This is a genomic window from Methyloceanibacter sp., from assembly GCF_035650995.1.
Lineage (GTDB): Bacteria > Pseudomonadota > Alphaproteobacteria > Rhizobiales > Methyloligellaceae > Methyloceanibacter.
In genome coordinates this window covers 1-24,866 of record NZ_DASRGO010000198.1, presented here as the reverse complement: position 1 = coordinate 24,866, position 24,866 = coordinate 1, and the positions used below count along the sequence as shown (strand labels likewise).

24 protein-coding genes, 1 tRNA gene and 2 pseudogenes are annotated in these 24,866 nt (G+C 64.6%); 11 read left to right on the top strand and 16 right to left on the bottom strand.

The window, feature by feature from the left end:
* Positions 1 to 19 precede the first annotated feature (19 nt).
* The 5 genes from VFB18_RS14935 (at position 20) to VFB18_RS14915 (ending at position 7,224) form a co-directional block, all read left to right on the top strand.
* Complete coding sequence (locus VFB18_RS14935; RefSeq protein WP_324977043.1) at positions 20 to 745, top strand: HugZ family protein; 726 nt, start codon at positions 20 to 22, stop codon at positions 743 to 745.
* Between the two features lie 4 nt (positions 746 to 749).
* A complete protein-coding gene (locus VFB18_RS14930) occupies positions 750 to 2,804 on the top strand; it encodes a M13 family metallopeptidase (RefSeq protein WP_324977040.1) in 2,055 nt (684 codons plus the stop codon).
* A 114-nt stretch (positions 2,805 to 2,918) separates the two neighbouring features.
* A complete protein-coding gene (locus VFB18_RS14925) occupies positions 2,919 to 4,757 on the top strand; it encodes a phosphoenolpyruvate carboxykinase (GTP) (RefSeq protein ID WP_324977037.1) in 1,839 nt (612 codons plus the stop codon).
* A 138-nt stretch (positions 4,758 to 4,895) separates the two neighbouring features.
* A complete protein-coding gene (locus tag VFB18_RS14920; RefSeq protein ID WP_324977034.1) occupies positions 4,896 to 6,419 on the top strand; it encodes a gamma-glutamyltransferase family protein in 1,524 nt (507 codons plus the stop codon).
* A 109-nt stretch (positions 6,420 to 6,528) separates the two neighbouring features.
* Entirely contained in the window at positions 6,529 to 7,224 is a 696-nt protein-coding gene (locus tag VFB18_RS14915; protein ID WP_324977031.1) for a glutamine amidotransferase, read from the top strand.
* Here the strand turns inward: VFB18_RS14915 and VFB18_RS14910 are convergent.
* From VFB18_RS14910 to VFB18_RS14890, 5 genes are all read right to left on the bottom strand, one after another.
* Positions 7,221 to 7,712, bottom strand: coding sequence for a hypothetical protein (locus VFB18_RS14910; RefSeq protein WP_324977028.1), 492 nt, complete (start codon positions 7,710 to 7,712; stop codon positions 7,221 to 7,223). The two genes, VFB18_RS14915 and VFB18_RS14910, sit on opposite strands and share 4 nt — an antisense overlap.
* A gap of 115 nt (positions 7,713 to 7,827) precedes the next feature.
* Positions 7,828 to 8,061: a hypothetical protein gene (locus VFB18_RS14905; protein WP_324977026.1), complete on the bottom strand. Its 234-nt coding sequence runs from the start codon at positions 8,059 to 8,061 to the stop codon at positions 7,828 to 7,830.
* 96 nt (positions 8,062 to 8,157) lie between these two features.
* The gene (gene polA, locus VFB18_RS14900) at positions 8,158 to 11,115 is read right to left on the bottom strand and encodes a DNA polymerase I (RefSeq protein ID WP_324977024.1); all 2,958 of its coding nucleotides are present in this window, start codon (positions 11,113 to 11,115) and stop codon (positions 8,158 to 8,160) included.
* 229 nt (positions 11,116 to 11,344) lie between these two features.
* Entirely contained in the window at positions 11,345 to 13,006 is a 1,662-nt protein-coding gene (locus tag VFB18_RS14895) for an FAD-dependent oxidoreductase (RefSeq protein ID WP_324977022.1), read from the bottom strand.
* A gap of 192 nt (positions 13,007 to 13,198) precedes the next feature.
* Positions 13,199 to 14,257, bottom strand: coding sequence for an acyltransferase family protein (locus VFB18_RS14890; RefSeq protein ID WP_324977020.1), 1,059 nt, complete (start codon positions 14,255 to 14,257; stop codon positions 13,199 to 13,201).
* Between the two features lie 213 nt (positions 14,258 to 14,470).
* Between VFB18_RS14890 and VFB18_RS14885 the strand changes: the two genes are divergently transcribed.
* Positions 14,471 to 14,547, top strand: a tRNA-Arg gene (locus VFB18_RS14885).
* Positions 14,548 to 14,642: 95 nt separating this feature from the next.
* Positions 14,643 to 14,888: a hypothetical protein gene (locus tag VFB18_RS14880; protein WP_324977018.1), complete on the top strand. Its 246-nt coding sequence runs from the start codon at positions 14,643 to 14,645 to the stop codon at positions 14,886 to 14,888.
* A 639-nt stretch (positions 14,889 to 15,527) separates the two neighbouring features.
* Here VFB18_RS14880 and VFB18_RS14875 read toward each other — a convergent pair.
* Positions 15,528 to 15,821, bottom strand: a pseudogene (locus VFB18_RS14875) (ArsR/SmtB family transcription factor); the annotation flags it as partial.
* 168 nt (positions 15,822 to 15,989) lie between these two features.
* Here VFB18_RS14875 and VFB18_RS14870 point away from each other — a divergent pair.
* The 3 genes from VFB18_RS14870 to VFB18_RS14860 all read left to right on the top strand — a co-directional run bounded on the left by VFB18_RS14870 (position 15,990) and on the right by VFB18_RS14860 (position 18,663).
* Positions 15,990 to 16,463 carry a CreA family protein gene (locus tag VFB18_RS14870; protein WP_324977016.1) on the top strand — a complete coding sequence of 158 codons (474 nt, stop codon included), beginning with the start codon at positions 15,990 to 15,992 and terminating at the stop codon, positions 16,461 to 16,463.
* Positions 16,464 to 16,616: 153 nt separating this feature from the next.
* Positions 16,617 to 16,811, top strand: a complete 195-nt coding sequence (locus VFB18_RS14865) for an SHOCT domain-containing protein (protein ID WP_324977013.1) — start codon at positions 16,617 to 16,619, stop codon at positions 16,809 to 16,811.
* 31 nt (positions 16,812 to 16,842) lie between these two features.
* Positions 16,843 to 18,663, top strand: coding sequence for an ABC-F family ATP-binding cassette domain-containing protein (locus VFB18_RS14860; protein WP_324977010.1), 1,821 nt, complete (start codon positions 16,843 to 16,845; stop codon positions 18,661 to 18,663).
* Between the two features lie 25 nt (positions 18,664 to 18,688).
* On the opposite strand, the gene VFB18_RS14855 is transcribed toward VFB18_RS14860, so the two are convergent.
* The 6 genes and pseudogenes from VFB18_RS14855 to VFB18_RS14830 form a co-directional block, all read right to left on the bottom strand.
* Positions 18,689 to 19,117, bottom strand: a complete 429-nt coding sequence (locus tag VFB18_RS14855; protein WP_324977007.1) for a DUF1801 domain-containing protein — start codon at positions 19,115 to 19,117, stop codon at positions 18,689 to 18,691.
* Positions 19,118 to 19,130: 13 nt separating this feature from the next.
* A complete protein-coding gene (locus VFB18_RS14850; RefSeq protein WP_324977004.1) occupies positions 19,131 to 19,574 on the bottom strand; it encodes an SRPBCC family protein in 444 nt (147 codons plus the stop codon).
* Between the two features lie 120 nt (positions 19,575 to 19,694).
* Positions 19,695 to 20,165, bottom strand: coding sequence for a DUF1801 domain-containing protein (locus VFB18_RS14845; RefSeq protein WP_324977091.1), 471 nt, complete (start codon positions 20,163 to 20,165; stop codon positions 19,695 to 19,697).
* A gap of 5 nt (positions 20,166 to 20,170) precedes the next feature.
* Positions 20,171 to 20,398: a hypothetical protein gene (locus VFB18_RS14840; RefSeq protein ID WP_324977088.1), complete on the bottom strand. Its 228-nt coding sequence runs from the start codon at positions 20,396 to 20,398 to the stop codon at positions 20,171 to 20,173.
* Positions 20,399 to 20,456: 58 nt separating this feature from the next.
* Positions 20,457 to 20,876: pseudogene (locus VFB18_RS14835) on the bottom strand (SRPBCC family protein); the annotation flags it as partial.
* Positions 20,873 to 21,196: a metalloregulator ArsR/SmtB family transcription factor gene (locus VFB18_RS14830; RefSeq protein WP_324977001.1), complete on the bottom strand. Its 324-nt coding sequence runs from the start codon at positions 21,194 to 21,196 to the stop codon at positions 20,873 to 20,875. The pseudogene VFB18_RS14835 and the gene VFB18_RS14830, both read right to left, overlap by 4 nt.
* Before the next feature lie 240 nt (positions 21,197 to 21,436).
* Here VFB18_RS14830 and VFB18_RS14825 point away from each other — a divergent pair, with 240 nt between their 5' ends.
* Positions 21,437 to 21,616, top strand: a complete 180-nt coding sequence (locus VFB18_RS14825; protein ID WP_324976998.1) for a hypothetical protein — start codon at positions 21,437 to 21,439, stop codon at positions 21,614 to 21,616.
* A gap of 79 nt (positions 21,617 to 21,695) precedes the next feature.
* On the opposite strand, the gene VFB18_RS14820 is transcribed toward VFB18_RS14825, so the two are convergent.
* Genes VFB18_RS14820 through VFB18_RS14805 form a run of 4 tightly spaced genes read right to left on the bottom strand, consistent with a single transcriptional unit; the run spans position 21,696 to position 24,549 of the window.
* Positions 21,696 to 23,144 (bottom strand): serine hydrolase, encoded by a 1,449-nt coding sequence (locus VFB18_RS14820; RefSeq protein ID WP_324976995.1) that lies wholly within the window; start codon positions 23,142 to 23,144, stop codon positions 21,696 to 21,698.
* Positions 23,144 to 23,587, bottom strand: a complete 444-nt coding sequence (locus VFB18_RS14815) for a hypothetical protein (RefSeq protein WP_324976993.1) — start codon at positions 23,585 to 23,587, stop codon at positions 23,144 to 23,146. Before VFB18_RS14815 ends, VFB18_RS14820 begins: the two co-directional genes overlap by 1 nt.
* 17 nt (positions 23,588 to 23,604) lie before the next feature.
* Positions 23,605 to 24,072, bottom strand: coding sequence for a thioredoxin-dependent thiol peroxidase (gene bcp, locus VFB18_RS14810; RefSeq protein WP_324976991.1), 468 nt, complete (start codon positions 24,070 to 24,072; stop codon positions 23,605 to 23,607).
* 21 nt (positions 24,073 to 24,093) lie between these two features.
* Positions 24,094 to 24,549 (bottom strand): GNAT family N-acetyltransferase, encoded by a 456-nt coding sequence (locus tag VFB18_RS14805; protein ID WP_324976989.1) that lies wholly within the window; start codon positions 24,547 to 24,549, stop codon positions 24,094 to 24,096.
* Positions 24,550 to 24,866: the final 317 nt, after the last annotated feature.

The window sequence follows — 24,866 nt, the reverse complement described above, 5'->3', positions numbered from 1 at the left end:
AGCAAATAAGTCTCAACCAATGCCCTCGCGCGAAGAGGTGGCGAGCGCGGCAAGGGCGCTGATTCGGCGGGCCTTCAAGGGCTCGCTGGCGACCCTCGACGCCAAAACGGGCGTTCCCTACGCCTCGCTCGTAACCCTTGCGACCGATGCCGCGGGCTCGCCTACCCTCCTCATCTCGAACCTCGCCCGGCACACCGGAAATCTCGCCAAGGACCCCCGCGCCTCCATCATGGTCGATGAGACGGGGGCTCTCGCTGACCCTCTCCAGGGCGCCAGGGTCACGATCTACGGCAGGGTCGAGCGAACGGCCGACGAGGGGGTGAGGCGGCGGTTCTTGGCCCGCCACCCCGAGGCTGCCTTCTACGCCGAATTCCCCGACTTCGCCTTTTTCCGCCTTGCGGTCGAGGGGGCCCACTACATAGGCGGCTTCGGCCGCATCTTCGAACTCACCCCCGGCGAACTCCTGCTTGATCTCAACCAGGCGGCAAGCCTGATCGAGGCCGAGCAAGAGATTATCGAGCACATGAACGAGGAGCATGCCGACGCGATCGAGCTTTACGCCACCGCGCTCGCCGAAGGCGAGCCGGGTCATTGGCGCATGACCGGCATCGACCCCGAGGGCGCGGACATCGCGCTCGACGGCGCGGCCCGGCGCATCCTGTTCGCCGAGCCGGTGATGACTCCGGCCGAGGCGCGCAAGGAACTCGTGAGGCTGGCGATCGAAGCGCGCGCGGGACGCCAGTAGCCGCATGCGACGAGGTCTGACCCTCCTGTTAGGCTTGGTGCTGCTCGCGGGCGCTTCTCAAGCCGAAACCTTCGAAGACATCCTGAAGAAGAAGCTTCCCCCGGCCTTCGACCCGTCGGCGATCGACCGCGGCGTCGAGCCGTGCGTCGATTTCTACCGATACGCGTGTGGCGCGTGGCTCAAGGCGAACCCGGTCCCGCCCGAACAATCGAGCTGGTGGCGCTACAGCGATCTCGATGAGCACATTACCGCGGTGCTTGCCCTAATCCTCGAGGAGGCGGCCGCCGGCCAGGGCACCAAGACGAACGCCCGCCGCAAGCTCGGCGACTATTACGCCGCTTGCATGGACGAGGCGACCATCGAGGCAAAGGGGCTCAAGCCGTTTGCGCCGGACCTTGCGCGAATCGCGGCGATCAAGTCGAGGTCGGATCTCGCCGCGGCCATCGCCCATCTTCACCGCATCGGCGCAAGCCCCTTGTTCTTCTTCGCCTCGACGCCCGACTACACCGACACGCGCATGAGAATCGCCATGGCCGATCAGGACGGATTCTCTCTTCCCGATCGCGACTATTATCTCACTGATGCGTTCACAAGCGAGCGTGCAGCCTATCGCGTCCACCTGACCCGCATGTTTCGTCTGCTCGGCGACAACGCCTCCAAGGCCAAGGCCGAGGCGGCTGCCGTGATGCGCATCGAGACGGCGCTCGCGCGAGTGGCGATGGGTGCGGTGGACCGGCGCGAGCCTCGGGACGTGCATCACAAGATGAGGCTCGAGGCCCTCATGGCCCTTGCACCGTCGTTCGACTGGAAGACCTATTTCGGCGAAGCGGGCGCGCCCTCAATTCGCTTCGTTGATGTCGCCGACCCCGGCTTTTTCAAGGGGATCGAACGCCCGCTCAGATCGCTGCCCGTGAAGGATTGGCAGTCCTATCTGCGCTGGTCCTACATCGATGCGTTCGTCTCGATGGCGCCTAAGGCGTTGCGCGACGAAGATTTCGCGTTCTTCGGCAAGAAGCTCGACGGCCAGGCGCAAATGACGGCGCGCTGGAAACACTGTGTCGATTCTGTCGACAATCAGCTTGGCGGTGCGCTGGGGCAGGCCTATGTCGAGCGCGAATTCAGCGATGCGACGAAGAAGCGCGTTCTCGCCATGGTGCATGCCATCGAGCGAGCGATGCGCGCCGATATCGAGTCGCTCGATTGGATGAGCGCCGCGACCAAGGCGCGCGCTCTCGAGAAGCTCGCCAACGTGGCAGAGAAAATAGGCCATCCCGATGTCTGGCCGGAATATAAGGCGCTCGAGATTGTGCGCGGCGATGCCCTCGGCAATGCCGAGCGCGCCGCCGAGTTCGCCTTCAGCCGCGACATGGCGAAGATCGGCAAGCCCTTCGATCGCACCGAGTGGACCACGACCGTCCCCACCAACGATTCCTTCTATGACGACCAGGCTGTCGACATCACCTTTCCCGCCGGAGCGCTTCAGCTGCCGAACTTCGATCCTGCCGCCGACGACGCCGTCAACTACGGGGCTCTCGGCTCCTTCATCGGCCACGAGCTGACGCATGCCTTCGACGATGAGGGCCGGCACTACGACACGCATGGAAACCTGAGGGATTGGTGGACCGCCAAGGACGCAAAGGCCTTCGAGGCCCGCGCGCAGGGCTTCGTCCGCGAATATGGCCGCTTCGTCGCCGTCAGAGACCCCTCACGCCGCGGCAAGGACGTGATGGTCGACGGCGACCTCACCCTCGGCGAGAACGTGGCCGACAATGGCGGTCTTTGGCTCGCTTACGCGGCCTTCCTCGCCACTCCCGCAGCGAAAGGCGGCAAGGATGGCTTGGGCTATTCGCCGGCCCAGCGCTTCTTCCTCAGTTACGCGCAAGGCTGGTGCGAGAACCAAACGGAGGAGTCGGCCAAGGAGGACGCCAAGACCGACGAACACGCGCCGGGCAAGTATCGGGTCAACGGCGTGGTGATGAACATGCCGCCGTTCCGTCAAGCCTTCGCCTGCAAGGCCGGGACGCCCATGGCTCCGGCCAAGATCAACCGCGTCTGGTAGCCGGGGCTGGCCTTTGGGCCCGCCTCCGTGCCTTGAAAGCTTTGCAGCTTCGGTGCTAGCAAGGGGCGGCCTTCTAGCCGCCAAGCCAACCTTTACGTCCGAGGATGATGCCGCATGAGCGTACAGCCGAAGATTACGCCTGAAGCCGCCGCGACCAGCAGGCACGACACTCCAAAGACGACCAACAAGAAGGTCCTCGAATTCGTCGAGGAGGCTAAGGCGCTGTTCAAGCCGGAAGCGGTTTATTGGTGCGACGGTTCGCATACCGAATACCAGCACCTCCTGAAGACGCTGGTGGACGCCGGCACGGCCATGTGGCTCAACCCGGAGAAGCGGCCGAACTCGATCCTGGTGCGCTCGGACCCTGCCGACGTGGCCCGCGTCGAGGACCAGACCTACATCTGCTCGAAGTCGAAGGACGACGCCGGACCGACCAACAACTGGTTCGATCCGGACGAGATGAAGACGACTCTTCGCAAGCTCTATGACGGCGCCATGGCCGGCCGCACCATGTATGTGCTGCCTTATTCGATGGGCCCGATCGGCTCGCCCATCGCGGGCATCGGCGTGATGGTGACCGATAGTGCTTACGCCGTCGCCAACATGCACATCATGACCCGCGTCGGCGATGCCGTGTGGAAGGCGCTCGGCAACTCGGAAGACTTCGTGCGCGGCATGCACACCGTCGGCTATCCCTTGCCGACGCCGACCACCGCCGACGTGCCTTGGCCGTGCAACAAGACGAAGTACATCTCCCATTTCCCCGAGACGCGCGAGATCTGGTCCTACGGTTCGGGCTATGGCGGCAATGCGCTGCTTGGCAAGAAGTGTCATGCGCTCCGTATCGCGAGCGTCAAGGCGCGCGACGAGGGCTGGATGGCCGAGCACATGCTCATCCTCAAGCTCACCAATCCGCAAGGAAAGTCGAAATACATGGCGGCGGCCTTCCCGTCGGCCTGCGGCAAGACCAATCTCGCGATGCTGGTGCCGACCGTGCCGGGCTGGAAGGCCGAGACCATCGGCGACGACATTTGCTGGATGAAGTTCGGCGCCGACGGCAGGCTCTACGCCATCAACCCTGAGACCGGCTTCTTCGGCGTGGCGCCCGGCACCTCGACCGAGTCGAACTTCAACGCCATGGAGACGCTCTACGCCAACTGCATCTACTCCAACGTCGCCCTGACCGACGACGGTGACGTGTGGTGGGAGCAGATGAGCACACCGCCCGAGCACACGACCGACTGGATGCGCCGCTCATGGACTCCGAAGTCCGGTCGTCCGGCCGCTCATCCGAATGCGCGCTTCACCGCGCCCGCCAAGCAGTGCCCGGTGATTGCGCCGGAATGGGAAGACCCGAAAGGCGTGCCGATCGACGCCATTCTGTTCGGCGGACGCCGCGCCACCGTCGTTCCCCTCGTCGTCGAGGCGCTGAACTGGCAGCACGGCACGTTCCTGGGTTCGATCATGGCATCCGAGAAGACGGCCGCCGCCGCGGGCAAGATCGGCGATCTCCGCCGCGACCCGATGGCCATGCTGCCCTTCTGCGGCTACCACATGGGCGACTATTTCGCCCACTGGCTGAAGATGGGCGAGAAGGGCGGCGCCAAGATGCCGAAGATCTTCTATGTGAACTGGTTCCGCAAGAACGGCGACGGCAAGTTCATGTGGCCGGGCTATGGCGAGAACAGCCGCGTGCTGAAGTGGATCTTCGAGCGCTGCGACGGCACGGCGAAAGCGGTCGATACCGAGATCGGCAGATTGCCGGCTAACGGTTCTCTCGATGTCAGCGGATTGAAAATCGCGCCCGGCGACCTCAAAGAGTTGACGAGCGTCGACAAGGATGGCTGGAAGGCCGAGCTGCCGCTCATCAAGGAGCATTTCGCCACCTTCGGCGCCAAGCTCCCTAAAGCTCTGAGCGACGAGCTCTCCGCTCTCGAAAAGCGCCTCGGTTGAGCTGGCCAACCTTTTCTTGAACGCCTACGTCATGGCCGGGCTTGCCCCGGCCATTCACGTTTTTGCGGCCCCCACGAAAAAATCGTGGATGCCAGGCAGAAGGCCGGGCATGACGAGGACTGCGGAGAGTTAAGTCCTATGGCAAAGGGCAATGGCGTCGTCGCTGCCGGGCATGAGCTGACCGCCCGCGCGGCCGCGGAAATTCTCGAGGACGGCGGCAACGCCTTCGACGCAGGCCTCGCTGCAGCCTTCATGACCTTCGTCGCCGAGGCGGTGTTCGCCTCGCCGGGCGGCGGCGGCTTCCTCATGGCGCGCCGCGCAGGACGCGACGATGCCAACTTGCTCGACTTCTTCGCCGAGACGCCGCTCAAGCGGCGCCCGGAAAGCGAAGTCTCCTTCTATCCGATTCACGCCGATTTCGGTCCCGCCAGGCAGGAGTTCCACATCGGGCTCGGCGCGAGCGCGACGCCGGGCGTCGTGCCCGGGCTCTTCGCAATGCACGAGGCGCTGTGCCAGTTGCCGATGAAGCGGCTGGTCGAGCCGGCGGTCCGCGTCGCACGCGCCGGCTTTCCCCTCACCGAGTTCCAGGCCTATCTCTTCACCGTCATCGCCCCGATCCTGACCGCGAGTCCCGGCGTGGCCGCGATCTTTGCGCCCGGCGGTGAGCTGATGAAGGCCGGCGCCACCTTCCGCAACGAGCAGCTTGCCGAGACGCTCGAATGGCTTGCCGAGGACGGCGCGCGGCTCTTCGTCGACGGCGACGTGGGTCAGGCCATCGTCGCGCAATCGCGCGACCAGGGCGGCTATCTCACCCATGATGACCTTGCGCGCTACCGCGTCTCCTGGCGGGAGCCGCTTTATTGGCATCACGCCGGCGCGACCGTCGCCCTCAATCCGCCTCCGGCTGCAAGCGGAGCGCTGATCGCCTTTGGGCTCGGCTTTCTCGAGTTGCTCGCGGGCCACGGACGCGCCATCGATGCCGAGGCCCTTTGCGCCTGCATGGAAGCAATCAACGAGGCGCGCGCGGCGCATGGCGAGGCGCTTGCCTCGCGGCTCGCCGCGGGTCATCTCGCCAAGGAGCTCGAGCACGCCGCGCGCCACCCCGCCGCCTATCGCGGCACGACGCACATCAGCGTGATCGACGGGGAGGGGAACGCCGCCGCCGTCAGCCTCTCCAACGGCGAGGGGAACGGCCACGTCCTCGGCAAGTTCGGCTTCATGCTGAACAACATGCTGGGCGAGGAGGATTTGACGAGCGGCAAGCTCGGCGACTGGCGCGAAGGCATCCGGCTCTCCTCGATGATGGCGCCGACGATCATCCTCGAGACGGACGGCACAGTGACCGCGCTCGGCACCGGCGGCTCGAACCGCATCAGGAGCGCGATCCTCCAGGTCGCCGTCAATCTGCTCGATCGCGGGTTAAGCCTCGAGGAGGCGGTCGAGCGGCCGCGCCTCCACGTCGAGCGCGACGGCAAGACGAGCTTCGAGCCCGGCTTTTCCGAACGCGAGGCGCGGGGCCTGCTCGCGCTTGGCGACCGCGCCCATGCCTGGCCGGAAAAGAATCTCTTCTTCGGCGGCGTGCACGCCGCGCGCGCCCGTCCCAAGGGGGCAATGGAAGGCGCGGGCGATCCCCGCCGCCAAGGCGTCGCTTTCGTCGTTTGACCTTGCTTCAGACGCGTCGCAAAACGTCAATCGGGCGTCGCTCATTGTCAATTTGCCGCCGCTTGAGCGGGCATGATCGAGGCCTGTCTGAAGACTGAAGGGGGCGCGCATGAAGAACGCCATCGCCATCCGTCACGTGGCCTTCGAGGATGCCGGCACGCTCGAGGGCGTGCTCGAAAATCGCGGCATCGACCTCGCCTATCTCGAGGCTGGCGTCGACGATCTGAGCCCCGCCAAGAACGCCGATCTCCTCGTCGTGCTCGGCGGCCCGATCGGCATCTACGAGATCGACCGCTATCCCTTCATCAAGGGCGAGCTTGCCGTCATCGAGGCCGCGGTGAAGAACAACGTACCGGTGATCGGCATTTGCCTCGGCTGCCAGGCGCTCGCCGCCGTGCTCGCCGCGCGTGTCTATCCGGGGAAGCAGAAGGAACTCGGCTGGGACGAGATGACGTTGACCAAGGAAGGCAAGGCCTCTCCGCTCGGCGTCATCGAAGGCGTGCCCGTGCTGAACTGGCATGGCGACACCTTCGACCTGCCGCAAGGCGCGACGCGTCTTGCTTCGACCGCGATCACGCCGAACCAGGCCTTCACCTACGGGCCCAATGTGCTCGCGCTCCAGTTCCATGTCGAGCTGCCTCAACGCGACCTCGAGAAATGGCTGATCGGGCACACCCTCGAGCTTGCCAACTCCAAGGTCGATCTCGCGCAGCTCCGCGCCGAGACCGCGCGCTACGCGCCGGCTGCCAACGACGCGAGCCGCAAACTATTCAACGCCTGGCTCGACGGGGTCGCAGCTTCCTAGTCGTTAGACGGCTGCTCGGTGCGGACGCGCGGGATCGCAACCGTTTCGCCGGGCTTGGTAGGGAGGTCGGTGATGACTGCTTTGTGCACGACCTCGCCGCGTCCGTTCCACCACGTCGTGGTATAGGCGTCGCCGTCTTTGACGAGGTGCGTCCACACCATCTCGCCCGGATAGTAGAACACGCTCCACGGCCCCACGATCTGTTTGGGCAGGTCGTGGAAGGTCACATTGACGTCGGTGCCCTTCGGCTCGTCGCCCTTGATCACCTCGATCAGCTCGACGTTGGCGCTGTAGTTGCGCAAGGGCTCGCCGGTGCGCTCGTCCTTCGACACGGAGAGGCACGTGACGGAGATCACCTTGACCAGTGCGACGAGGTCGCTCTTGGCGAGGAGGTCGGCGTCCGACATCGGCGCCGGCACGGCGAGCGCCGGACCGATCGGCAAGACAGCTATGAGAAAAAGGGCGAGCGAGGCGAGGAAGCGTTGCATGGGAGACCTGCTGCAAGATGAGGGAGCGCCATTCTGCTTCACCGCTTCCGCCCGCGACAACCCAACCTTTGGTAATGTTCCGCCGCCAGGAGCGTCTGCCCGCACTGGTGGCGGTTCAGTCGCGGTCGACCAGGCCCTTCACGCCTTCATGCTTGGCGCAATGGACGCAGCAGAAGATCGTATCGCCATGCTGCACGCCGTGGCCGATGATGCGGTTGCCGCAGTTCGGGCAGACCGGCGCGAGCATCTGGATCGCGCACTCGAACGAGTCGAAGGTCAGGGTGCGCCCGCCCATGGTGACCTCGAAACTCTTGTCATAGTCATTGCCGCATTGCGCGCATTTGCCCATGTCAGTTCTCCTCGACGCTTCCACGCGCCAACCCAACAACTGGGAAACTACACTCGTTCCCCATTTCTTGGTCATGCCCGCGGCTGTCGCGGCCGCCTAATGCGCGGCTTCCCAGTTGTCGCCTGAGCGCGCATCGACCTTGAGCGGCACTTTCAGTTTCAGCGCGGGCTCGGGCGCCTTTTCCATGACGTGGCGCGCGACCTCCATGGTCTTCTCGACCTCTTCCTCAGGCGCCTCGAACACCAGCTCGTCGTGCACCTGGAGCAGCATGCGCGCCGATAGTCCCGCCTCCTCCAAAGCAGGGACCATCCTGATCATGGCGCGGCGGATGATGTCGGCGGCGCTCCCCTGAATCGGGGCATTGATCGCCGCGCGCTCGTAGTTGCCGCGCAAGCTCGGGTTCTTGGTGTTGATCTCGGGGTAATGCACCTTCCGCCCGAACAGCGTCTTGACGTAGCCCTGGCGGCGCGCCTCCGCCTTCATTGCCTCCATGTAGTCGCGAATGCCGGGGAAGCGCTCGAAATAGGTCTTGATATAGGCGCCGGCCTCGCTCCGCCCGATGCCGAGCTGGGCCGCAAGTCCCACCGAGGAGATGCCGTACACGATGCCGAAATTGATCGCCTTGGCGCGACGGCGGATCGCCGGGTCCATGCCCTCGATCGGCACGCCGAACATCTCGCTCGCGGTCATGGCGTGGATATCGAGCCCGTCGGCGAACGCCTGTCTGAGCGTTGGCGTCTCGGCCATATGCGCGAGAACTCTGAGCTCGATCTGGCTGTAGTCGGCCGAGATCAGCTTCTTGCCCTTCTCGGCCACGAAGGCCTTGCGGATGGCGCGGCCCTCGGCCGTGCGGACGGGGATGTTCTGGAGATTGGGCTCGATCGAAGCGAGCCGCCCCGTGGTGCTTGCGGCGAGCGCGTAGGTCGTGTGCACGCGGCCCGTCTCGGGATGGATATAGGCCGGAATCGCGTCGGTATAGGTGCTCTTGAGCTTGGCAAGGAGCCGCCAGTCGAGAACCTTCCGCGGCAGCTCGTGGCCCTCCGCCGCAAGCTCTTCGAGCGCCGCGGCGTCCGTGCTCCAGGCGCCGGTCTTGGTGCGGCGGCCGCCGGGCAGGCTCATCTTGTCGAACAGAATTTCGCCGAGCTGCTTCGGCGAGCCGATGTTGAAGTCCTCGCCGGCAAGCGCCCTGATCTCGTCCTCCAGCCGCGCGATGGTCTGGGCGAAGGAGCCCGAGAGCGAGGCGAGCGTCGCCCGCTCGACCTTGACGCCGGCGCGCTCCATGTCGGCGAGCACGCGCGCAAGCGGCCGCTCGAGCGTCTCGTACACCGTGGTCACCGACTCTGCCGCAAGCCTGGGCTTGAGCACCATCCACAGCCTGAGCCCGATATCGGTCTCTTCGCCGGCGAATTCGGTGGCGCGGGCAATCGCCACGCGGTCCATGCCGACCGAGTTCCGGCCCGTGCCCATGACCTCCTTCTCGGTGAGGCAGGTGTGGCTCAACAGGCGCCCCGCGAGCTGCTCGGGCAGGTGCTCGGCGCGGCCCGCATCGAGCGCGTAGGACATGAGGCAGGGATCGTCGACCGCCTCGAGCGCGATGCCGTAGCGCGCAAGCGCCACCATGTCGAACTTCGCGTTCTGCACGATCTTGAGCACGCTTTCGTCTTCAAGGATCGGCTTGAGCAGGTCGAGCGCCTCGCGCATCGGGATCTGGGTGAGCGTATCGCCGGCAAGATCGAGGCCGTCGCCGGCGCGGTGGCCGAGCGGCACGTAGGCGGCGTGGCCGGGCCGCACGGCGAGCGCCACGCCCGCGAGCTCGCCCCGCATCGGATCGGATGAATTGACCTTAACGCGGAAGGCGAAACGGCCGAGATAGCGCGCCTCCGCCAGAAGCTCGGCAAGGCGAAGCGCCCGGGTGACGGTCTCGTAGTTGGCGCGGTCGAAGGGCATCGTCTCGAGCTTCGCCGCCCGCATGACGGCAAGCTGCGCCGGCGAGCTTGCTCCAGGCCTGGCCGGCTCGGCCGCCGGCCGCTCGGCGACGAAATCGCCGCGCGGGCTCCGCCGCAAGGGATGGTCGTAGTCGCTCTTCTTCTTGCGCTGCGGCGGAGGAGACGGCGTCATGCCCTCCGGCAGCGGCGCGCCGAGTCCCTCGGCCACGCGGCGGAGCAGCTGCGTGAATTCGAGCTTGCGCATGAAGCTCGTCAGCGCCTCGGCGTCGGGCTGACGCACGGCGGTCTCCGCGAGCGGCACATCGAGCGGCACATGCGCGTCGAGGATGACAAGGGCCTTGGAGAGGCGCGCCTGGTCGGCGAACTGGATGAGGTTTTCGCGCCGCTTGTCCTGCTTGATCTCGGAGGCGCGGGCAAGCAGCGTCTCGAGATCGCCGAACTCGTTGATGAGGAGTGCCGCCGTCTTCACACCGATGCCGGGGACGCCCGGCACGTTGTCCGACGAATCGCCGATCAGCGCCTGCACTTCGACCACCTTCGTCGGCGGCACGCCGAAGCGCTCGATCACTTCGGCCTCGCCGATGGCCTTGTTCTTCATCGTGTCGTACATGATCACGCCGGGTTGGATGATCTGCATCAGATCCTTGTCTGACGACACGATGGTCACGTCGGCGCCGGCTTCGAGCGCCTCCCGCGCATAGGTCGCGATCAGGTCGTCGGCCTCGTAGCCCTCCTGCTCGACGCAGGCGACGTTGAAAGCGCGCACGGCGTCGCGCACGAGCGGGAATTGCGGAATGAGGTCGCCGGGAGGCTCCGGGCGGTTGGCCTTGTAGCCGTCGAACAGGTCGCTGCGGAAGGTCTTGGCCGCATAGTCGAACACGACGGCGATGTGCGTGGGCGGGGCAAGCTCGCCCGACTCGCGCAACAGCTTCCACAGCATGGCGCAGAAGCCGTGCACTGCGCCGACGGGGAGCCCATCGGAGGGTCGCGTCAGCGGGGGCAGCGCGTGATAGGCGCGGAAGATGTAGCCCGATCCGTCGATCAGATAGACATGGTCGCCCTTCGCCACCGGCTTGCCGGCGGGGCTGTTCTCTTTTGCTGTTGCCATGATGGTCGCAATATAGGGACTGCGCGGCTCGCAAGGGAGTGGCTTCGGACGCTCATCCACCGTAGCCCGTCATGCCCGGCCGTGTGCCGGGCAGCCACGTCTTAGGACACCCGGCAAGAATCGTGGATGGCCGGGCCTTCGCCCGCTGAAGCAGCGGCTGGCGCGGCCCCCTGTTGAGCTTCGGCCCGCGCGGGCGGGACAAGCCCGGCCATGACGACTGGAATAATGCCTAAGGCAAAGTCTCGAGTTCGTGCTTGTGGTTGACGCTGCCTGCGGCAAATGCCTTCTCCGGGCCGCCGAAGGTCTTCTCGATATAGTCCTTGAAATAGGTGTCGAGGATGGGGAAGGCCCGGGCGAAGCGCGTGAAGTCCTTCTGCGCGATGAACAGCACGACGGAATCCTCGAGCGCCACGACGAGGCCGGTCCGAAGCGCCGATTTGAGCAGCACCCGCTCGCCGAAATGGTCGCCCTGGCGGAACAGCTTGGCGAAATGCTCGCCGGTCTCGGGGTTGTCGATGGTGAGCTGGAAGGAGCCTCTGACCACGGTATAGAAGCCGTCGATCAGCATGCCCGGCTCGAACACGCGATCGCCTTTGCGGTAGTGGATGTAGCGGGTGGCCGGCGGCGTCGACTGGATCTGCACGATGTTCGGCGGCATGACGCTGTTGACCAGCCAATTGAGGCCGACCCTCAGCTTGGCGGTGAAGCCCGGCAGGAAGGAGAGGTAGAACCCGCGCCAGAGGAGCCAGGCGAGGGTGCCCGAGAGCTTCACGCCATAGACGTCGGCGACCGCCTTGCTCATGCCGAGCGAGGCGAGCGAACCCTTTGAGGTGTAGGCGAACGGCTTGAGCTCCTTGCCGTCGAGCTTGGCAACGATGTTGGCGGCAAGCTGCCGGCCCTCACGCACGGCGAATTGCGCGGTCTGCGTGGCATAGAGCAGCGGGTCGTCGTCAGGGTCGTCGACGAGCGGTATGAGCGCCGCGTCGCCGAGCGCCCAGACGCCGTCTTGGCCCGGCACGCGCATGAAGCGGTCGGTCTTGATGCGCGCCCACTTCATGTCGAGGCCGAGCGAGGCGACGAGAGGGTGCGGGCCGTTGCCGATGGTGGCGACGATGGTCGAGGTCGGGAGGATGCGCCCGTCGGTCAGCTCGACCGCTGAACCCGTCGCCGATTTGGTGCCGACGCCGGTGAGCACCCGGATGCCGTGCATTTCGAGCCGCCGTGTCGCGTAAGCGGCGAGGTCGGCCGGGAACGTCGGCAGGATGCGCGGCGCATACTCGATGAGGTAGAAGCGGACCTCGTCCTCCTTGATGTTCGGGTAGTATTTGAGCGCGCGGCGGACCAGTTCGCGCACCTCGGCGATGGTCTCGACGCCGGAGAAGCCCGCGCCCACCGTGATGAAGGTGAGAAGCTGCTGCTTGACCTCGGGATCGTCGGTCACATCGGCCGTCTCGAGGCAACCGATGACATGGGTCCTGAGTCGGTGGGCGTCGGCCAGGTCTTTCATCGTGAGCGCGTGCTCCGGCAGGCCGGGAAAGCGCTTCAGGTCGACGCTGGTGCCGAGCGCGATCACGAGCTCGTCGTAATATAGGTCGATCGGGATGCGCCGCGTGCCCTGGACCACGATCACCTTCTTGGCGGCGAAGTCGATGCCCATCACCTCCGCCTGACGCATCTGCACGCGGCGAAGCAGCTGCCGCAAGGGCACGACGGCGTCGGCCGAGTGGATGGTCGAGGCCGCGACCTCTGGCAGAAGCGGCTGGAACACGAAATAGTTGTTGGCGTTGACCAGCTCGACGTCGAGCTTGCCGCGGCCCCGTTTCTCGAGCGCCTTGGCGGCGAACACGCCGCCGAAGCCGCCGCCGATCACGATGATTTTTTTCTTGGCCATGACCATTCTCCGGGCTCGCTCGCACCGATACGCCGTTTTCGGCCCATACCTACGCCAATGCAAACCAGCGTCAAGCCGCGGCTTGGCGCACGCTTCGCTCCGTCTCACCCCGAGCAATGTGGGGATTGCGGGAGGCAAAAGCATCTGCCTTGAAGATGCCGGCGTGGGCCTCGAGGCGGAAATATCGCCCGACTATGAGTTCGATAGCGTGAGCGCAGGCGAACCCTGACGCCCGAGCCCCGCAACAGGCGTTTGCGCTGGCGGCAACCGCGCCCAGTCGGGGCGTCGGAACAGGAAGCCAAGTTTTGTCTCTTTCACGGCCTCGAAAAAGAGAAGGGGCGTAATCACGGCGATCGCGGTGACGATGAGCGAGACGATGCCAAGATCGAGATCGGGCGCGAATCTGAGAAGTGCCGTGCGCGTCGCCGCCATCGGCAGGAAGAAGGCAAGGTAGACCATGAGCGAGTGCTCCCCGGCATAGCGCAACGGCTTGGCGGCGCCGGTCGTCGAGAGCAGCACGGAAAGCGCCACCACGGCGAGTGCGCCCAGAAAGCCGAGACCGAGCGAGACGATGGGGAGTTCGGAATAGCCGTTGAGCACCACCACGCCTTCGAAGATCGCCCAAAGCACGAGCAGAGGGATCGCGGCGGCCTTCCTCTCCTCGACCCACGCCGCGAAGGCGAACACGTAAGGCGCGAGCACATAACCCGAATAGAAATAGACGAAGCGGCCAGAGAACTCGTCGATCACCGTGGAGCCGGTATGAATCTGTGCGATCTGGAGCAGCGCCGCCGCCGCCCATATGGGGGCCGGCGGCACCTTGCGGAGCGCCTTGGTTACTACGAAGAAGATCGGCAGCAGGTAGATGAACCACAGCGTGCCGAACGGCTCGATGTAGGAGAAGGCGTAGGTTTTGGCCACGCCGGCCCAGCCGAGTTCGCCTGCGAACGAATAAGCCTTGAAGGCGAACTGGATGGTGACCCAAAGCGCATAGAAATAGGCGAAATGGATGACCTTGCGGTCGAGGTAGTCGCGCCAATTCCGGTCGATCACGCGCGCAAGAAACAGTCCCGAAATGATAAAGAAGTCGGGCATGCGGAACGGCTTGGCGAACGCGACGACCGGCCCTATGAAGCTTGCCGCGCCTGCCGCCTGTTCGACGCCGAGCACGGAATGCATCATCACCACCATGACGATGCAGAACCCCTTGCCGTAATCGACGAATGCCACCCGATCTTGGTTAAGCTGCACGGTCCGCCCCTTGCTGCCGTCCCGCCGCGGGACGCTTCAGGCGAGCGTTGCAAGTCGGAAGCCAGTCGGCGGAAGCCAGAAATCGGAAGCCAGAAACCGGGGGAAGGCCCATTGACTTCTGATTTCTGGGTTCTGATTTCTGAGTTCTGCCTCCGGCCCAACGCCGAAGCGTTGCTTAATCGCGAGGCTTTAGTTTAGGGTCCGGAAGCGCAAGCACCCGTAGCTCAGTTGGATAGAGCGTTGCCCTCCGAAGGCAGAGGTCACAGGTTCGAATCCTGTCGGGTGCGCCAATCCCTGTTGCAATCACTATATTCTCACAAGGCAAGGCGGCTTGGTGGCCGCTCCGAATAATGCTTGGTGGCCGCTCCGAACAATGGAGAGCCCGATGAGAATGCTGGTTGCGGCGGGGACTTTTACTCTTGTGGTGCTGTTCGCTCTGTGGACAGGAGCAGTGTCGGCAGTAGAGTCCACGCCCTCGGCCGGCGATCATGCACAAACTGGCGCAAGCGATGCCGATCAGGGCAAGCACACTGGTAACGCCGAGTGCCCGATCAAGAAGACGATCAATGGCGTGACCTACTGCTTTCAGAATAATCCCGCGCTCACCAAGCGACAGGGCGGTGGCGAGTAGCCGGGTCGCATCGAGAATTGCGTCAACCGGCGCTGGCGCGCTCAGGAAAGGGGCACATGTCGCCATGGCCGGGGCGATGCTCGACGGATGTTGACGTCGATAGTGCGAACGCCCCGGCCACAGGTGGAGACCTTAGCGATCCTTGGCTATACGGTCGGCGTAGCGCTGCAGGTAGAGCGGCCAACCCTGATCGGAGCCCACACTCTCGCGGACCCCTTGCCAGCCCTCGCCATGGCGGTCGAGGTGGCGGTGCTCGATCTCGACCCGCGTGCGCTGCGGGGTTTCGGGGACGAACCGTACCTCCCATTCGCTCGTTTTCAGCGGGTCGTCCTCGATCTGCCACTGCGGGCTGATGTTCCAGCTCAGCAACACCCGGTTGGGCGGTTCATAGGCCAGCACCCGCGCCCAGCGGCATACGCTCCCGTCGACCCCGCGGTCGTAGAGAAAACCGCCGACCTTCGGCTCAAACACGGTCTCGGCGATTTCGACATTGAGCAAGTTGTGCTCGGCGGGCTTGAAGCTGCCGAAGTCCTCGGTGAAGACCTTGAATGCGCGCGAGATCGGAGCCTCGACGACGATCGACCTTCGCACTGATGTTTCTGCTCTTTGAATACTCATCGGCTCTCCTTGTGTCGGTTGCTCAACGACCGTCTTGTAGGCCGTGAGCGTCTTGGTCCAGAAGCGGTCGAGTTCCGCCCGAAGCGCCGCCAGCCCGTCGGGATCGACCTGGTAGATGCGCTGCTTGCCGGCTCGTTTATCGACGACGAGACCGGCATCCTTCAGCACCTTCAGATGCTGCGAGACCGCTGGCCGGCTGACGGGCAGCTCGCGCGCCAGCTCGCCAACCGCGCTTGGGTGCTCGACAAGCCGCTCAAAGATCGCCCGCCGGGTCGGATCGGCCAGGGCCGTCCAGGCATTCGTTGCGTAAGTCATCACTTACACGTAAGTCTAGCCTTACGCGTATAGGGAGTCAAATTGGCTTTTCGCTGCTTTGAACAGTCGGAGTCATCTCTGGCGGTGCGCCACTCCCTTGTTGCAATCCCCATATTTGCTGACCGAACGCGGCGGCTTGGCGCCCGCGCGAAAGACATGGAGACAAGAATGAAGACCATTGTTGCGGCAGCTTGCGCCTTCCTTGCGGTGCTGGGCGCGGCTTCGAGCGCGGCGCGGGCCGACGACTTCCCTTGCGTCAGCACGACCTTCAACCTGCTGTCGCCGAACGACAAGGTCTGCATCAGCGACTTCGACGATCCGGAAGTGCCCGGCGTCACCTGCTTCATCTCGCAGGCGCGCAAGGGCGGCTGGGGTCAGCCCTTCGGCCTCAACGAGGATCCGTCGAACTTCTCAGTGTCCTGCCGTCAGCTCGGCCCGATCACCGCCGACATTTCCAAGCTGCCCACGAAGGAGGAGGCCTTCACCGAGAAGACCAGCATCTTCTTCAAGCGGACGCGCATCTATCGCATCCCCGACGTGAAGCGGAACACGATCATCTATCTCGCCGTCAGCTCGAAACTGATCAACGGCTCGCCGGCCAACGCCATCAGCGTGGTGCCGATCATGCCGTGGCCGAAATAAGCTGCGGGGGACTGCTTGCGCCTTGCCGGGAGCCTCGGCTTGACCCGTATCAATGCGGGGTCATGCCGCCTCGGCTTCTGATGCTGGTAAGCGGGTTAGCCTATCGGGAGTCGAGCGATGTGGGATCACGGTTGGGGGATGGGAGGTGCAGGCATGGGCTTTGGCTTGATCTTCTGGCTCCTCATCCTCGCAGTCATCATTGCCGTTGTGGTGTGGGTTTCGCGGTCGCAGTCTCTTGCGGGCGGTGAGCGCCGGTCGGGTGGCCTCGACGTCTTGGAGCAGCGCTATGCCCGCGGCGAAATCAGCCGCGAGGAGTATCTCGAGAAGAAGCGCGACATCGCCGGTTGAGGCGCAGGCGCGGGCTCGCTATCACCGAGCCATGGCCCCGCCTCTCCTCCTGCTCAAAGACATCCATCTCACCTTCGGCAGCGCGCCGCTGCTCGACGGCGCCGAGCTTTCGATCTCGCCCGGCGAGCGGCTTTGCCTCGTAGGGCGAAACGGCTCGGGCAAGTCGACGCTGCTCAAGATCGCAGCAGGATTGGTCGAGCCGGACCGCGGCAGCCGCTTCGTCCAGCCGCAGGCCACCATCCGCTATCTGCCGCAGGAGCCTGACTTTGCCGGCTTCGCCTCCACCGGCGCCTTCGTCGCCGCGGGTCTTGCGCCCGGCGACGATCCGAACCGCGCGCGATATCTTCTGCAAAGTCTCGGGCTCTCGGGCGAGGAGGAGCCCGCGCGACTTTCTGGCGGCGAGAGCCGGCGTGCAGCACTCGCCCGTGTGCTTGCGCCCGAGCCGGACATCCTCCTGCTCGATGAGCCCACCAATCATCTCGATATCGCCGCCATCGAAAGCCTGGAAGCTCAGCTCAGGGCTTCGCGCTCGGCCATCGTCATCATCAGCCACGACCGGCGCTTTCTCGAGAACCTGTCGCAAGCCACGGTCTGGCTCGACCGCGGCGCGACGCGGCGCCTCGACAAGGGTTTCGCCGCCTTCGAGCCGTGGCGCGATCAGATCCTCGATGAAGAGGAGACCGCGCGCCACAAGCTCGAGCGGCGCATCGTTCAGGAGGAGCACTGGCTCCGCTACGGGGTGAGCGCGCGGCGGAAGCGCAACGTGCGCCGGCTCGATGCGCTGACTGCGCTCCGCGACCAACGGCGGCGCGAGAAGTCAGCGGCCACGCCGCAGGAAGTGAAGCTCACTCTGCAAGAAGCCGGCGAGGCCGGCCGCAAGGTGATCGAGGCGCGGCACATCGCCAAGAACTATGGCGGCTTGGGCGTCGTGCGCGACTTCAGCACCAAGATCGCGCGCGGCGACAAGGTCGGCATCGTCGGCCCGAACGGCGCGGGCAAGACCACTCTCGTCAACATGCTGATCGGCGCCCTTCCGCCCGACGAAGGCCAGGTCAAGCTCGGCACCAATCTCGAGATTGCGACCCTCGACCAGCGGCGCGAGAGCCTCGATCCGGAAACTTCGGTCGCGGCCGCCCTGACCGGCGGGCGCGGCGATCAAGTCATCATCAACGGCGAGCCGCGGCACGTCATCGGCTACATGAAGGATTTCCTGTTCAAGCCCGAGCAGGCGCAGAGCCCGGTCAAGTCGCTCTCCGGCGGCGAGCGCGGGCGGCTCCTGCTCGCCCGCGCGCTCGCCAAGCCCTCGAACCTCATGGTGCTCGACGAGCCGACCAATGATCTCGATCTCGAGACGCTCGATCTGTTGCAGGAGATGCTCGCGTCATATCAAGGCACGCTGATCCTCGTAAGCCATGATCGCGATTTCCTCGACCGCACCGTGACCTCGGTGATCGCCTCGGAAGGCGACGGCCGGTGGATCGAATATGCCGGAGGCTATTCCGACATGGTGGCGCAGCGCGGCCATGGCCTCGGCGCTCCGAAGCGCGAGAAGCAGGCGGCAAAAAGGGCCGCAAAACCGCCGCTGCGCGAGCCGCGCACGGCCCAGCCGAAAAAGCGCCTGAATCCCACCGAGCAGCATGTCTTGAAAACGTCGTCGGCGCGGATCGCGGCCCTTGCGGCAGAGATTGCCAGGCTCGAGAAGCTGCTCGCCGACCCGAACCTCTATGGCCGCGACCGCGAAGCCTTTACCGCGGCCGGAAGCGCTCTGACCAAGGCGCAAGCCGAACTCGCCGCCGCCGAGGAGGAGTGGCTCAGGCTCGAGCTTCTGCGCGAGGAGATCGAAGGAGCCTAGCGATCTGGCGCTCCATGGAAGAGCTTTAGGCCTTGGAAGTGTTCAGCGCCACAGCGGCGCGAACGAGCGCCTTCAACGCCTTTTCGTCGATTGTGTCGCCCTCACGGAAATCGATAGCGCGCCGCACGTTGCCGTCGAGGCTGGCGTTGAACAGGCGCGAAGGGTCCTCGAGCGAGGCCCCCTTGGCGAAGGTCAGCTTGACCTTGTCCTTGTAGGTCTCGCCGGTGCAGATGATGCCGTCGTGCTCCCAAACTGGAACCCCCAGCATCGCGTTCGACGGCTTTCTCCATTTCACGTCTTCGACCACGTCTGGATCGGCCTCTCTGATGAGAGTTCGAACCCGGGCAAGCGTCTCGCCCCGCCAATCGCCGAGCTGTTCGATTCTCGCATCGATCAGCCGAGCTGGAATGTCTTGTTCTGTTCGTTCCTTCGCGCCGGTCCCACTCTTCTTCATGTCGACGCCGCTTCTATTGATTGATCTCAGGCTCGACCAGCCGCGCGAGATTTCGCAACGACTCCTGCCAGCCGAGGTAGCACGCTTCCACGGGAATGGCGTCGGGGATGCCGTCCTGCACGATGCTGATCTCGGTGCCGACGGAGACCTGCTTGAGTTCGACTGTCACGTGCATTTCGCCCGGCAAATTGGGATCGTCGAACTTATCCGTGTAGCGCAGGCGCTCGCCGGGCACGAGCTCCACATATTGTCCGCCGAACGAATGGCTTAGGCCCGTGGTGAAATTGCGGAACGACATCTTGAAGCTGCCGCCGGCCTTCGCATCGAGGTGATGCACCGTGCAGGTAAAGCCGTTCGGCGGAAGCCATTTGGCCAAGGCGTCGGCCTCGATGAAGGCGCGATAGACTTTATCGGGTTTCGTGGCCAGAACGCGGTGCAGTCGCACGGTATTGGGCATGGCTGGTCCTTCTGGGTACGCTTCGCATCTCATCGACCGTGCCAGTAATCGATCTCCTGGTGTCAATTTCGTGGTCGGCGGCTTCCCCCCAACCGCGCTCAATGGTCGAGACGGGTCCCCTCACGTTCTCTCCCCGGACAACTGGCTCGCCTGCTTCACCCAATCCGCGAATTGCGCTTCGTCGAGTTTGTCCTCGTAGATGTCCAGGTAGCGTACGTCCTTATGCTTGGATGCGCCGGGTGGAACAGGTTTGAGCGACGCTCCGCGGAAAAAGGCCACCTTCACGTAGTTCGTGAAGCAATGAAAGCTCAGGAACCAGCCTTGGCCTTCGTCTCCGGCGCCGTAGAAGGGCGAGTTCCATTTGACCGCCTTGCGCACGCCGGGGACTGAGCGGACGATAATCTCATCGATGCGCCGTCCGAGCTCGCGCTTCCAGCCCGGCATGGCCGCGATGTAGGCCTGCACGGGGCCGTCGCCGGAGCCTTTCGGGATTTGCGGGTTGCCGCCAGAGAGGAGGGTGGGCTTCGCAGCGATCCCCTTCGAGGCGCTCTTCCTAGCAACCCTCGTGGCCGTCTTGGGTCTGGTCGCCATTGTGCTCACCCCTGTCCGACTGCGCCTCGCATGCAACGCCATTTGGCGGCGTAAGGCAGCACGAACATGTACAGACCGGTGAACATGAGCAGGAACAGCGGGAGCAGCGGCGAGTAGACGACCCACAGGGGAGGCTCCCCCAGTCCCATGGCGACGAAGTTGGCGGCTACCGTTGCCGTAAAGGCGACGGACAGCCAGCGGTGAACCTGCCGAACCCAGTTGTTCCAATTCATGGGACCTCCCTCTCAAGACACGGTAACCCAGCCCGCGCCAGCGCCCCTCACTCCGGTCGGCCAACAACTGTTCTAGCTTCGCAAAGAACTGCCGCCATCCCTGCTTGGCGCCGCCATAGGCCTGCTTCTGCTCCGGCCTGAACCCCGACTGCTCCATGCGCAGCAAAGTTCCCGCGCTCGTGGGAGTAAGCGTGAAGGTCACCACGCTCGTCAAATTGTAGGCCGCGTCCTCATGCGCAAAATTCCACGTGTAGGACAGCGTGCTGTTGGGCACGACTTCGAGGACCTCGCAGTTCACCGTGCCGCCCCAGTCTCCGCGCAGATTGAAGCGATGGCCCACCGCCGGTTCGAAGTCGTTCTTCATGAGCCATTCCTCGATCAGGTGCGGTTGAGTGAGCGCGCGCCAGACCTTCTCCGGCGGATGAGGAAGCTCGCGTTCGACAACGACCGAGAGCGCCTTGGCCTGCGTTGCGTTCATTGCTCCATCCTCTTCAGCAGATCTTCGAGTTGGTCGAAGCGGTCGCGCCAGAACGCGGCATAGACGCTCATCCAGTCGATCAGGGGTGCGAGGCCCTTAGGCTCGACGCGGTAGTGCGTCTGCTTGCCCTCGCGCCGGTCTTTGACGAGGCCGGCGAGCTTGAGCTGGCCAAGATGTTTCGAGACGGCCGGTTGCGAAACGCCGGCCTTGTCGGTCAACGCGCTGACGGTGAGTTCGCCCTCGCGGGCCAGCCTCTCGAACAGGGATCGCCGTGTCGGGTCGGCCAGGGCCGAGAAAATATCGTTTTGCTGCAAGGACATAACATAACATATAACCGTATAGTTATGCGTCTGTCAAACCCCATTTGCAGCAACGCCGAAGTCGCGTGAGCGAACCAAACTGCGCCGCGGAGAGTTAATGCACATGGGGATAGTTCCCGGCACATCGTCATCAAGGGCGTGCACAAGCCTCGTAGATGAGGTAGAGGCCTTTAGTTTCGCGTAAGATGCAGGCCTCGCATTCGCGCCTGGCGGAAGCTGAGCCCAGAAGAGGAGATGACCATGAGAAGAGTTCTTTTCGCGACAGCGATTGCCGCGATCGCGCTCGTCGGCCTGTCGGCCAACAGCTGCGGCGAGAAAAAGGAGGAGTCGACGCCTCCGGCCGCCGCTCCCTCGACGCCGCCTGAGACGCCGCCCGCAGAGACGCCGCCGGCCCAGAATCCGCCGCCGGCTCAACAGTAGTCATTGAGGGCGAACAGCCCTAGCAATCCGGCCCGGCCGTTTCGCGCCTTCCTGCGCCAAGCGGCCGGGGTCGCCTCGTTCATGGTCCTTCCGCCGGGAATGCGGCCACGATCGGGGCAAGCTCCCGGGCCGTGTCCCAGTCGCCGCCCTCGCGCGTCAGCCCGATCCTCACGATGACGAGATCGCGCGACGGCACAACGGCCACGATCTGCTCGTCGTGACCGAGCATGTAATAAGCATCGCCCGGCATCGGCGGCTCTCCGCCTCCCGCCGATTCGGGAAGCTTCAGCCACATATGCGCGCCGTACTCAGCCTCGGGCGAGATGGCAGTGGGCGTGAGGCTGTATGCGACCCAGCCCTCGGGCAGGATGCGCGTGCCCTGCCAAACGCCGTCATGCAGGAACAGGAGACCGAGCCGCGCGAAGTCCCGCGCCGTGGCGAAGAAGAAGGACGACGCGGCAAACGTGCCTGACGCATCGGGCTCGAGCACCGCGCTTCTCATGCCGAGCGGGTCGAATAGCCGGAGCCTCGGGTAGGCGAGATAGTCAGTCTCTTCGGCAAAGGTCTGGCGCAGGATGCCGGCCAGAATCGTCGTCGTACCGCTGGAATAGGCGAAATGCGTGCCGGGCGGAAAGAGGAGCGGCTTGTCCGCTGCGAACGCCGCCTTGTCGCCCTCCGCGAACAGCATCCGCACCACGTCGCTGTCGGTATCGCCGTAGCTCTCGTCGAAGGCGAGTCCGCTCGTCATCCGCATCAGCTGATCCAAGGTGATGGCCCGGCGCGGGTCGTTCTTGCCGCGCCACTCGGGCATCAGCCCGGTGTCGGAGAGCGCGAGTCTGCCGTCCTTCACGCGAAGGCCGATCAGTGCGTTGGTGAGCCCCTTGCCGACCGACCAACCGATCAGCGGCATGGCGGCGGTGAAGCCGGGCGCGTAGCGCTCGGCCACGATGCGACTGCGATGCACGACAACGAGGGCTCGCGTGCGCCGCAGATGCGAAGGATCGGGTTCGGCGAAGATGCCGTCGATGGCCCGGTTGAGCGCTTGCCCATCGATACCCTCCGGCAGCGCGCCGAGCTCGACCCTGTCGCCCTCGGGCCAGGAGGCATCGCTATGCGCCGGGGCGGATGCAGGGAAAAGTCCGGCGGCTTGCGCATCGAGATCGGACTCCGAGCGTCCATCGAGCAGTGTGCAGCCCAGGCCCTCACGGAAGATCGCGGTCTGACCGCCGATGCCGAACGCCGAGGCGCTGACCTGCTTCTTCTCCCGGTCGATCTCGGCCTGGAAGAAGACGAGCAGTTCGTAGCCCTTGCCGGCCATCTCCTCGGCGAACAGCGATTGCGGCTCACGGCCCGATATGAACACCCCTTCGCACAGGGTCTGCGCCATGAAGCCCGAGCCGACGACCGCGGTGGCGTAGATGCGCGGGCCCCCGACCGCTCCGATCGTGGTCAGAAGCACGAGGAGGAGGCAGAACCAAATGCCCCGCGACAGCCCAAAAAGCCCTCCCCTGATTTGATGACCGTCCATCACCGCTTCGGCGGCGTGAAGGACTGATCGGTGAAGGGCGAAGCGCTTGGCGTTTGGATGGCGATGAAGCCCCGGCCGATGGCTTGGTGACAGGCGTTGCAGGCCCCGGTGAGCGCGCCGTAGGCCTTGACGAACTCCGTGCCGTTCTTGTCCTTCACCGCGGCGTCGATGTCCTGGATCGGGCCGACGGTCGCCCCGACATATTCGGCGGGGATGCCCGAATAGAGGGTGGCCGCGTCCTCGAGGCTCTGTCTGATCCGCTCGAGCTCGTAGCTCGCAAGCTCCCAGTTCTTGGACTTCCCGGCAAACCAGAGCTTGATGTGGCGCATCTGGATCGTGGTCATGATGTCGCCGAGCCCCGGCACGTAGCCCTCCTCGGCGAGCGCGAGCGGCGCCCCAACGAGACCTGCGAGGATCGCAACGACCAACCCAATGCCTCTCATCGTGGACCTCCTCCGCGCTAGCCCAGGGCCGATGCCGCTTCCAGAACCTCTGCCGCATGTCCCGGCACCTTCACCTTGCGCCAGATGCCGCGGATGACGCCATTGCCGTCGATGAGGAAGGTCGCCCGCTCGATCCCCATATATTTGCGGCCGTACATGCTCTTCTCCACCCAGGTGCCGTAAGCCTCGCACACTTTGCCGTCCTCGTCGGAGGCGAGCGGGAAGGGAAGGCCGTACTTCGTCTTGAACCTGTCATGACTTGCGACCGAATCGCGCGAGATGCCGATGACCGTCGCCTTGACCTTGGCGAAGTCGGGGAGGGCGTCGCGGAAGGCGCAGGCCTCTGCCGTACAGCCTGAGGTGTCGTCCTTGGGGTAGAAGTAGAGCACGACCGTCTTTCCCCTGAGCGCCTGCAAGGAAACATCTCCGCCTCCGTCCGACGGAAGCGTGAAATCGGGCGCCTTGTCTCCGACCTTGAGGTCCATCGTCGCTCTCCTTCCCGGCCGCTAGGCCAAGTCTTTGCTCATCCGGATATGGGGAATGGTCTTTTCGTCGAAGGGATCGCCGGAGGCAACGTAGCCGAACCGCGCATAGAAGCCCTCGGCCCCGAGCCTCGCGTTCAGCACCATGCGCCTGAAGCCTTCCTTGCGCACGAACGCCTCGGCGCGCTTGAGCAGCTCGGCCCCGATCTTCTCCCGCCGCCGGTCCTCGGCGACCGCCATCTGGCGGAGCTGAACGGTCTTCGCGTCGAGCGGCCTGAGCGAGACCGAGCCCACCACGGCGCCGTGGGAGAGCGCACAGAAATGCCGGCGTTGGACATCGTCCTTTAGCTCCTCCTCGCTCAGCGTGAGCCCGAGCGGAATCCGGAGCACCTCCTCGCGGAGGAGGACCGACTGCCGGTAGAGGTCCGAGCCGTAAGGCGCCTCGACGATCCTGATCAAGTCCTGCTCGTCTGCGCTCATGCTTCTTGGCTCGGCACTCGTCGGTCGCTCAGTGCCACTCGGCTCGCGCATGTGGCGCGTCGCGGAGCATTCGCTGGAAGGCTCTTGGAAACTTTTTCGGTGTCATTCTGCCTCAGAGAGGCAAAAACCTCTTGCATCGCGTGAACGCGGGTGTAAATAGCGCCTCGTTTGTACTTGCACATCTGCTGGTTGGAGGGAGGACGCCATGTCCAGTGACGCCCTCTTCCAATTGGGGATGGACTTGGATCATGGTTCAAGCACCGCCCAAACGGAAGAAAAGCATTCCCGGTGCGCCTCTGTCCCAGAGGAACGCAAGG

Excerpts from the sequence above, each read along its gene's own strand:
- VFB18_RS14830 (WP_324977001.1), bottom strand. The coding sequence starts at position 21,196 with ATGTCCTTGCAGCAAAACGATATTTTCTCGGCCCTGGCCGACCCGACA.
- VFB18_RS14845 (WP_324977091.1), bottom strand. The coding sequence starts at position 20,165 with ATGGCGACCAGACCCAAGACGGCCACGAGGGTTGCTAGGAAGAGCGCC.
- VFB18_RS14930 (WP_324977040.1), top strand. The coding sequence starts at position 750 with ATGCGACGAGGTCTGACCCTCCTGTTAGGCTTGGTGCTGCTCGCGGGC.
- VFB18_RS14905 (WP_324977026.1), bottom strand. The coding sequence starts at position 8,061 with ATGGGCAAATGCGCGCAATGCGGCAATGACTATGACAAGAGTTTCGAG.
- VFB18_RS14825 (WP_324976998.1), top strand. The coding sequence starts at position 21,437 with ATGAGAAGAGTTCTTTTCGCGACAGCGATTGCCGCGATCGCGCTCGTC.
- VFB18_RS14865 (WP_324977013.1), top strand. The coding sequence starts at position 16,617 with ATGGGCTTTGGCTTGATCTTCTGGCTCCTCATCCTCGCAGTCATCATT.
- bcp (WP_324976991.1), bottom strand. The coding sequence starts at position 24,072 with ATGGACCTCAAGGTCGGAGACAAGGCGCCCGATTTCACGCTTCCGTCG.
- VFB18_RS14935 (WP_324977043.1), top strand. The coding sequence starts at position 20 with ATGCCCTCGCGCGAAGAGGTGGCGAGCGCGGCAAGGGCGCTGATTCGG.
- VFB18_RS14855 (WP_324977007.1), bottom strand. The coding sequence starts at position 19,117 with ATGAAGAAGAGTGGGACCGGCGCGAAGGAACGAACAGAACAAGACATT.
- VFB18_RS14880 (WP_324977018.1), top strand. The coding sequence starts at position 14,643 with ATGAGAATGCTGGTTGCGGCGGGGACTTTTACTCTTGTGGTGCTGTTC.
- VFB18_RS14860 (WP_324977010.1), top strand. The coding sequence starts at position 16,843 with ATGGCCCCGCCTCTCCTCCTGCTCAAAGACATCCATCTCACCTTCGGC.
- VFB18_RS14925 (WP_324977037.1), top strand. The coding sequence starts at position 2,919 with ATGAGCGTACAGCCGAAGATTACGCCTGAAGCCGCCGCGACCAGCAGG.
- VFB18_RS14920 (WP_324977034.1), top strand. The coding sequence starts at position 4,896 with ATGGCAAAGGGCAATGGCGTCGTCGCTGCCGGGCATGAGCTGACCGCC.
- VFB18_RS14895 (WP_324977022.1), bottom strand. The coding sequence starts at position 13,006 with ATGGCCAAGAAAAAAATCATCGTGATCGGCGGCGGCTTCGGCGGCGTG.
- VFB18_RS14870 (WP_324977016.1), top strand. The coding sequence starts at position 15,990 with ATGAAGACCATTGTTGCGGCAGCTTGCGCCTTCCTTGCGGTGCTGGGC.
- VFB18_RS14805 (WP_324976989.1), bottom strand. The coding sequence starts at position 24,549 with ATGAGCGCAGACGAGCAGGACTTGATCAGGATCGTCGAGGCGCCTTAC.
- VFB18_RS14840 (WP_324977088.1), bottom strand. The coding sequence starts at position 20,398 with ATGAATTGGAACAACTGGGTTCGGCAGGTTCACCGCTGGCTGTCCGTC.
- VFB18_RS14820 (WP_324976995.1), bottom strand. The coding sequence starts at position 23,144 with ATGGACGGTCATCAAATCAGGGGAGGGCTTTTTGGGCTGTCGCGGGGC.
- VFB18_RS14850 (WP_324977004.1), bottom strand. The coding sequence starts at position 19,574 with ATGCCCAATACCGTGCGACTGCACCGCGTTCTGGCCACGAAACCCGAT.
- VFB18_RS14910 (WP_324977028.1), bottom strand. The coding sequence starts at position 7,712 with ATGCAACGCTTCCTCGCCTCGCTCGCCCTTTTTCTCATAGCTGTCTTG.
- VFB18_RS14815 (WP_324976993.1), bottom strand. The coding sequence starts at position 23,587 with ATGAGAGGCATTGGGTTGGTCGTTGCGATCCTCGCAGGTCTCGTTGGG.
- VFB18_RS14915 (WP_324977031.1), top strand. The coding sequence starts at position 6,529 with ATGAAGAACGCCATCGCCATCCGTCACGTGGCCTTCGAGGATGCCGGC.
- polA (WP_324977024.1), bottom strand. The coding sequence starts at position 11,115 with ATGGCAACAGCAAAAGAGAACAGCCCCGCCGGCAAGCCGGTGGCGAAG.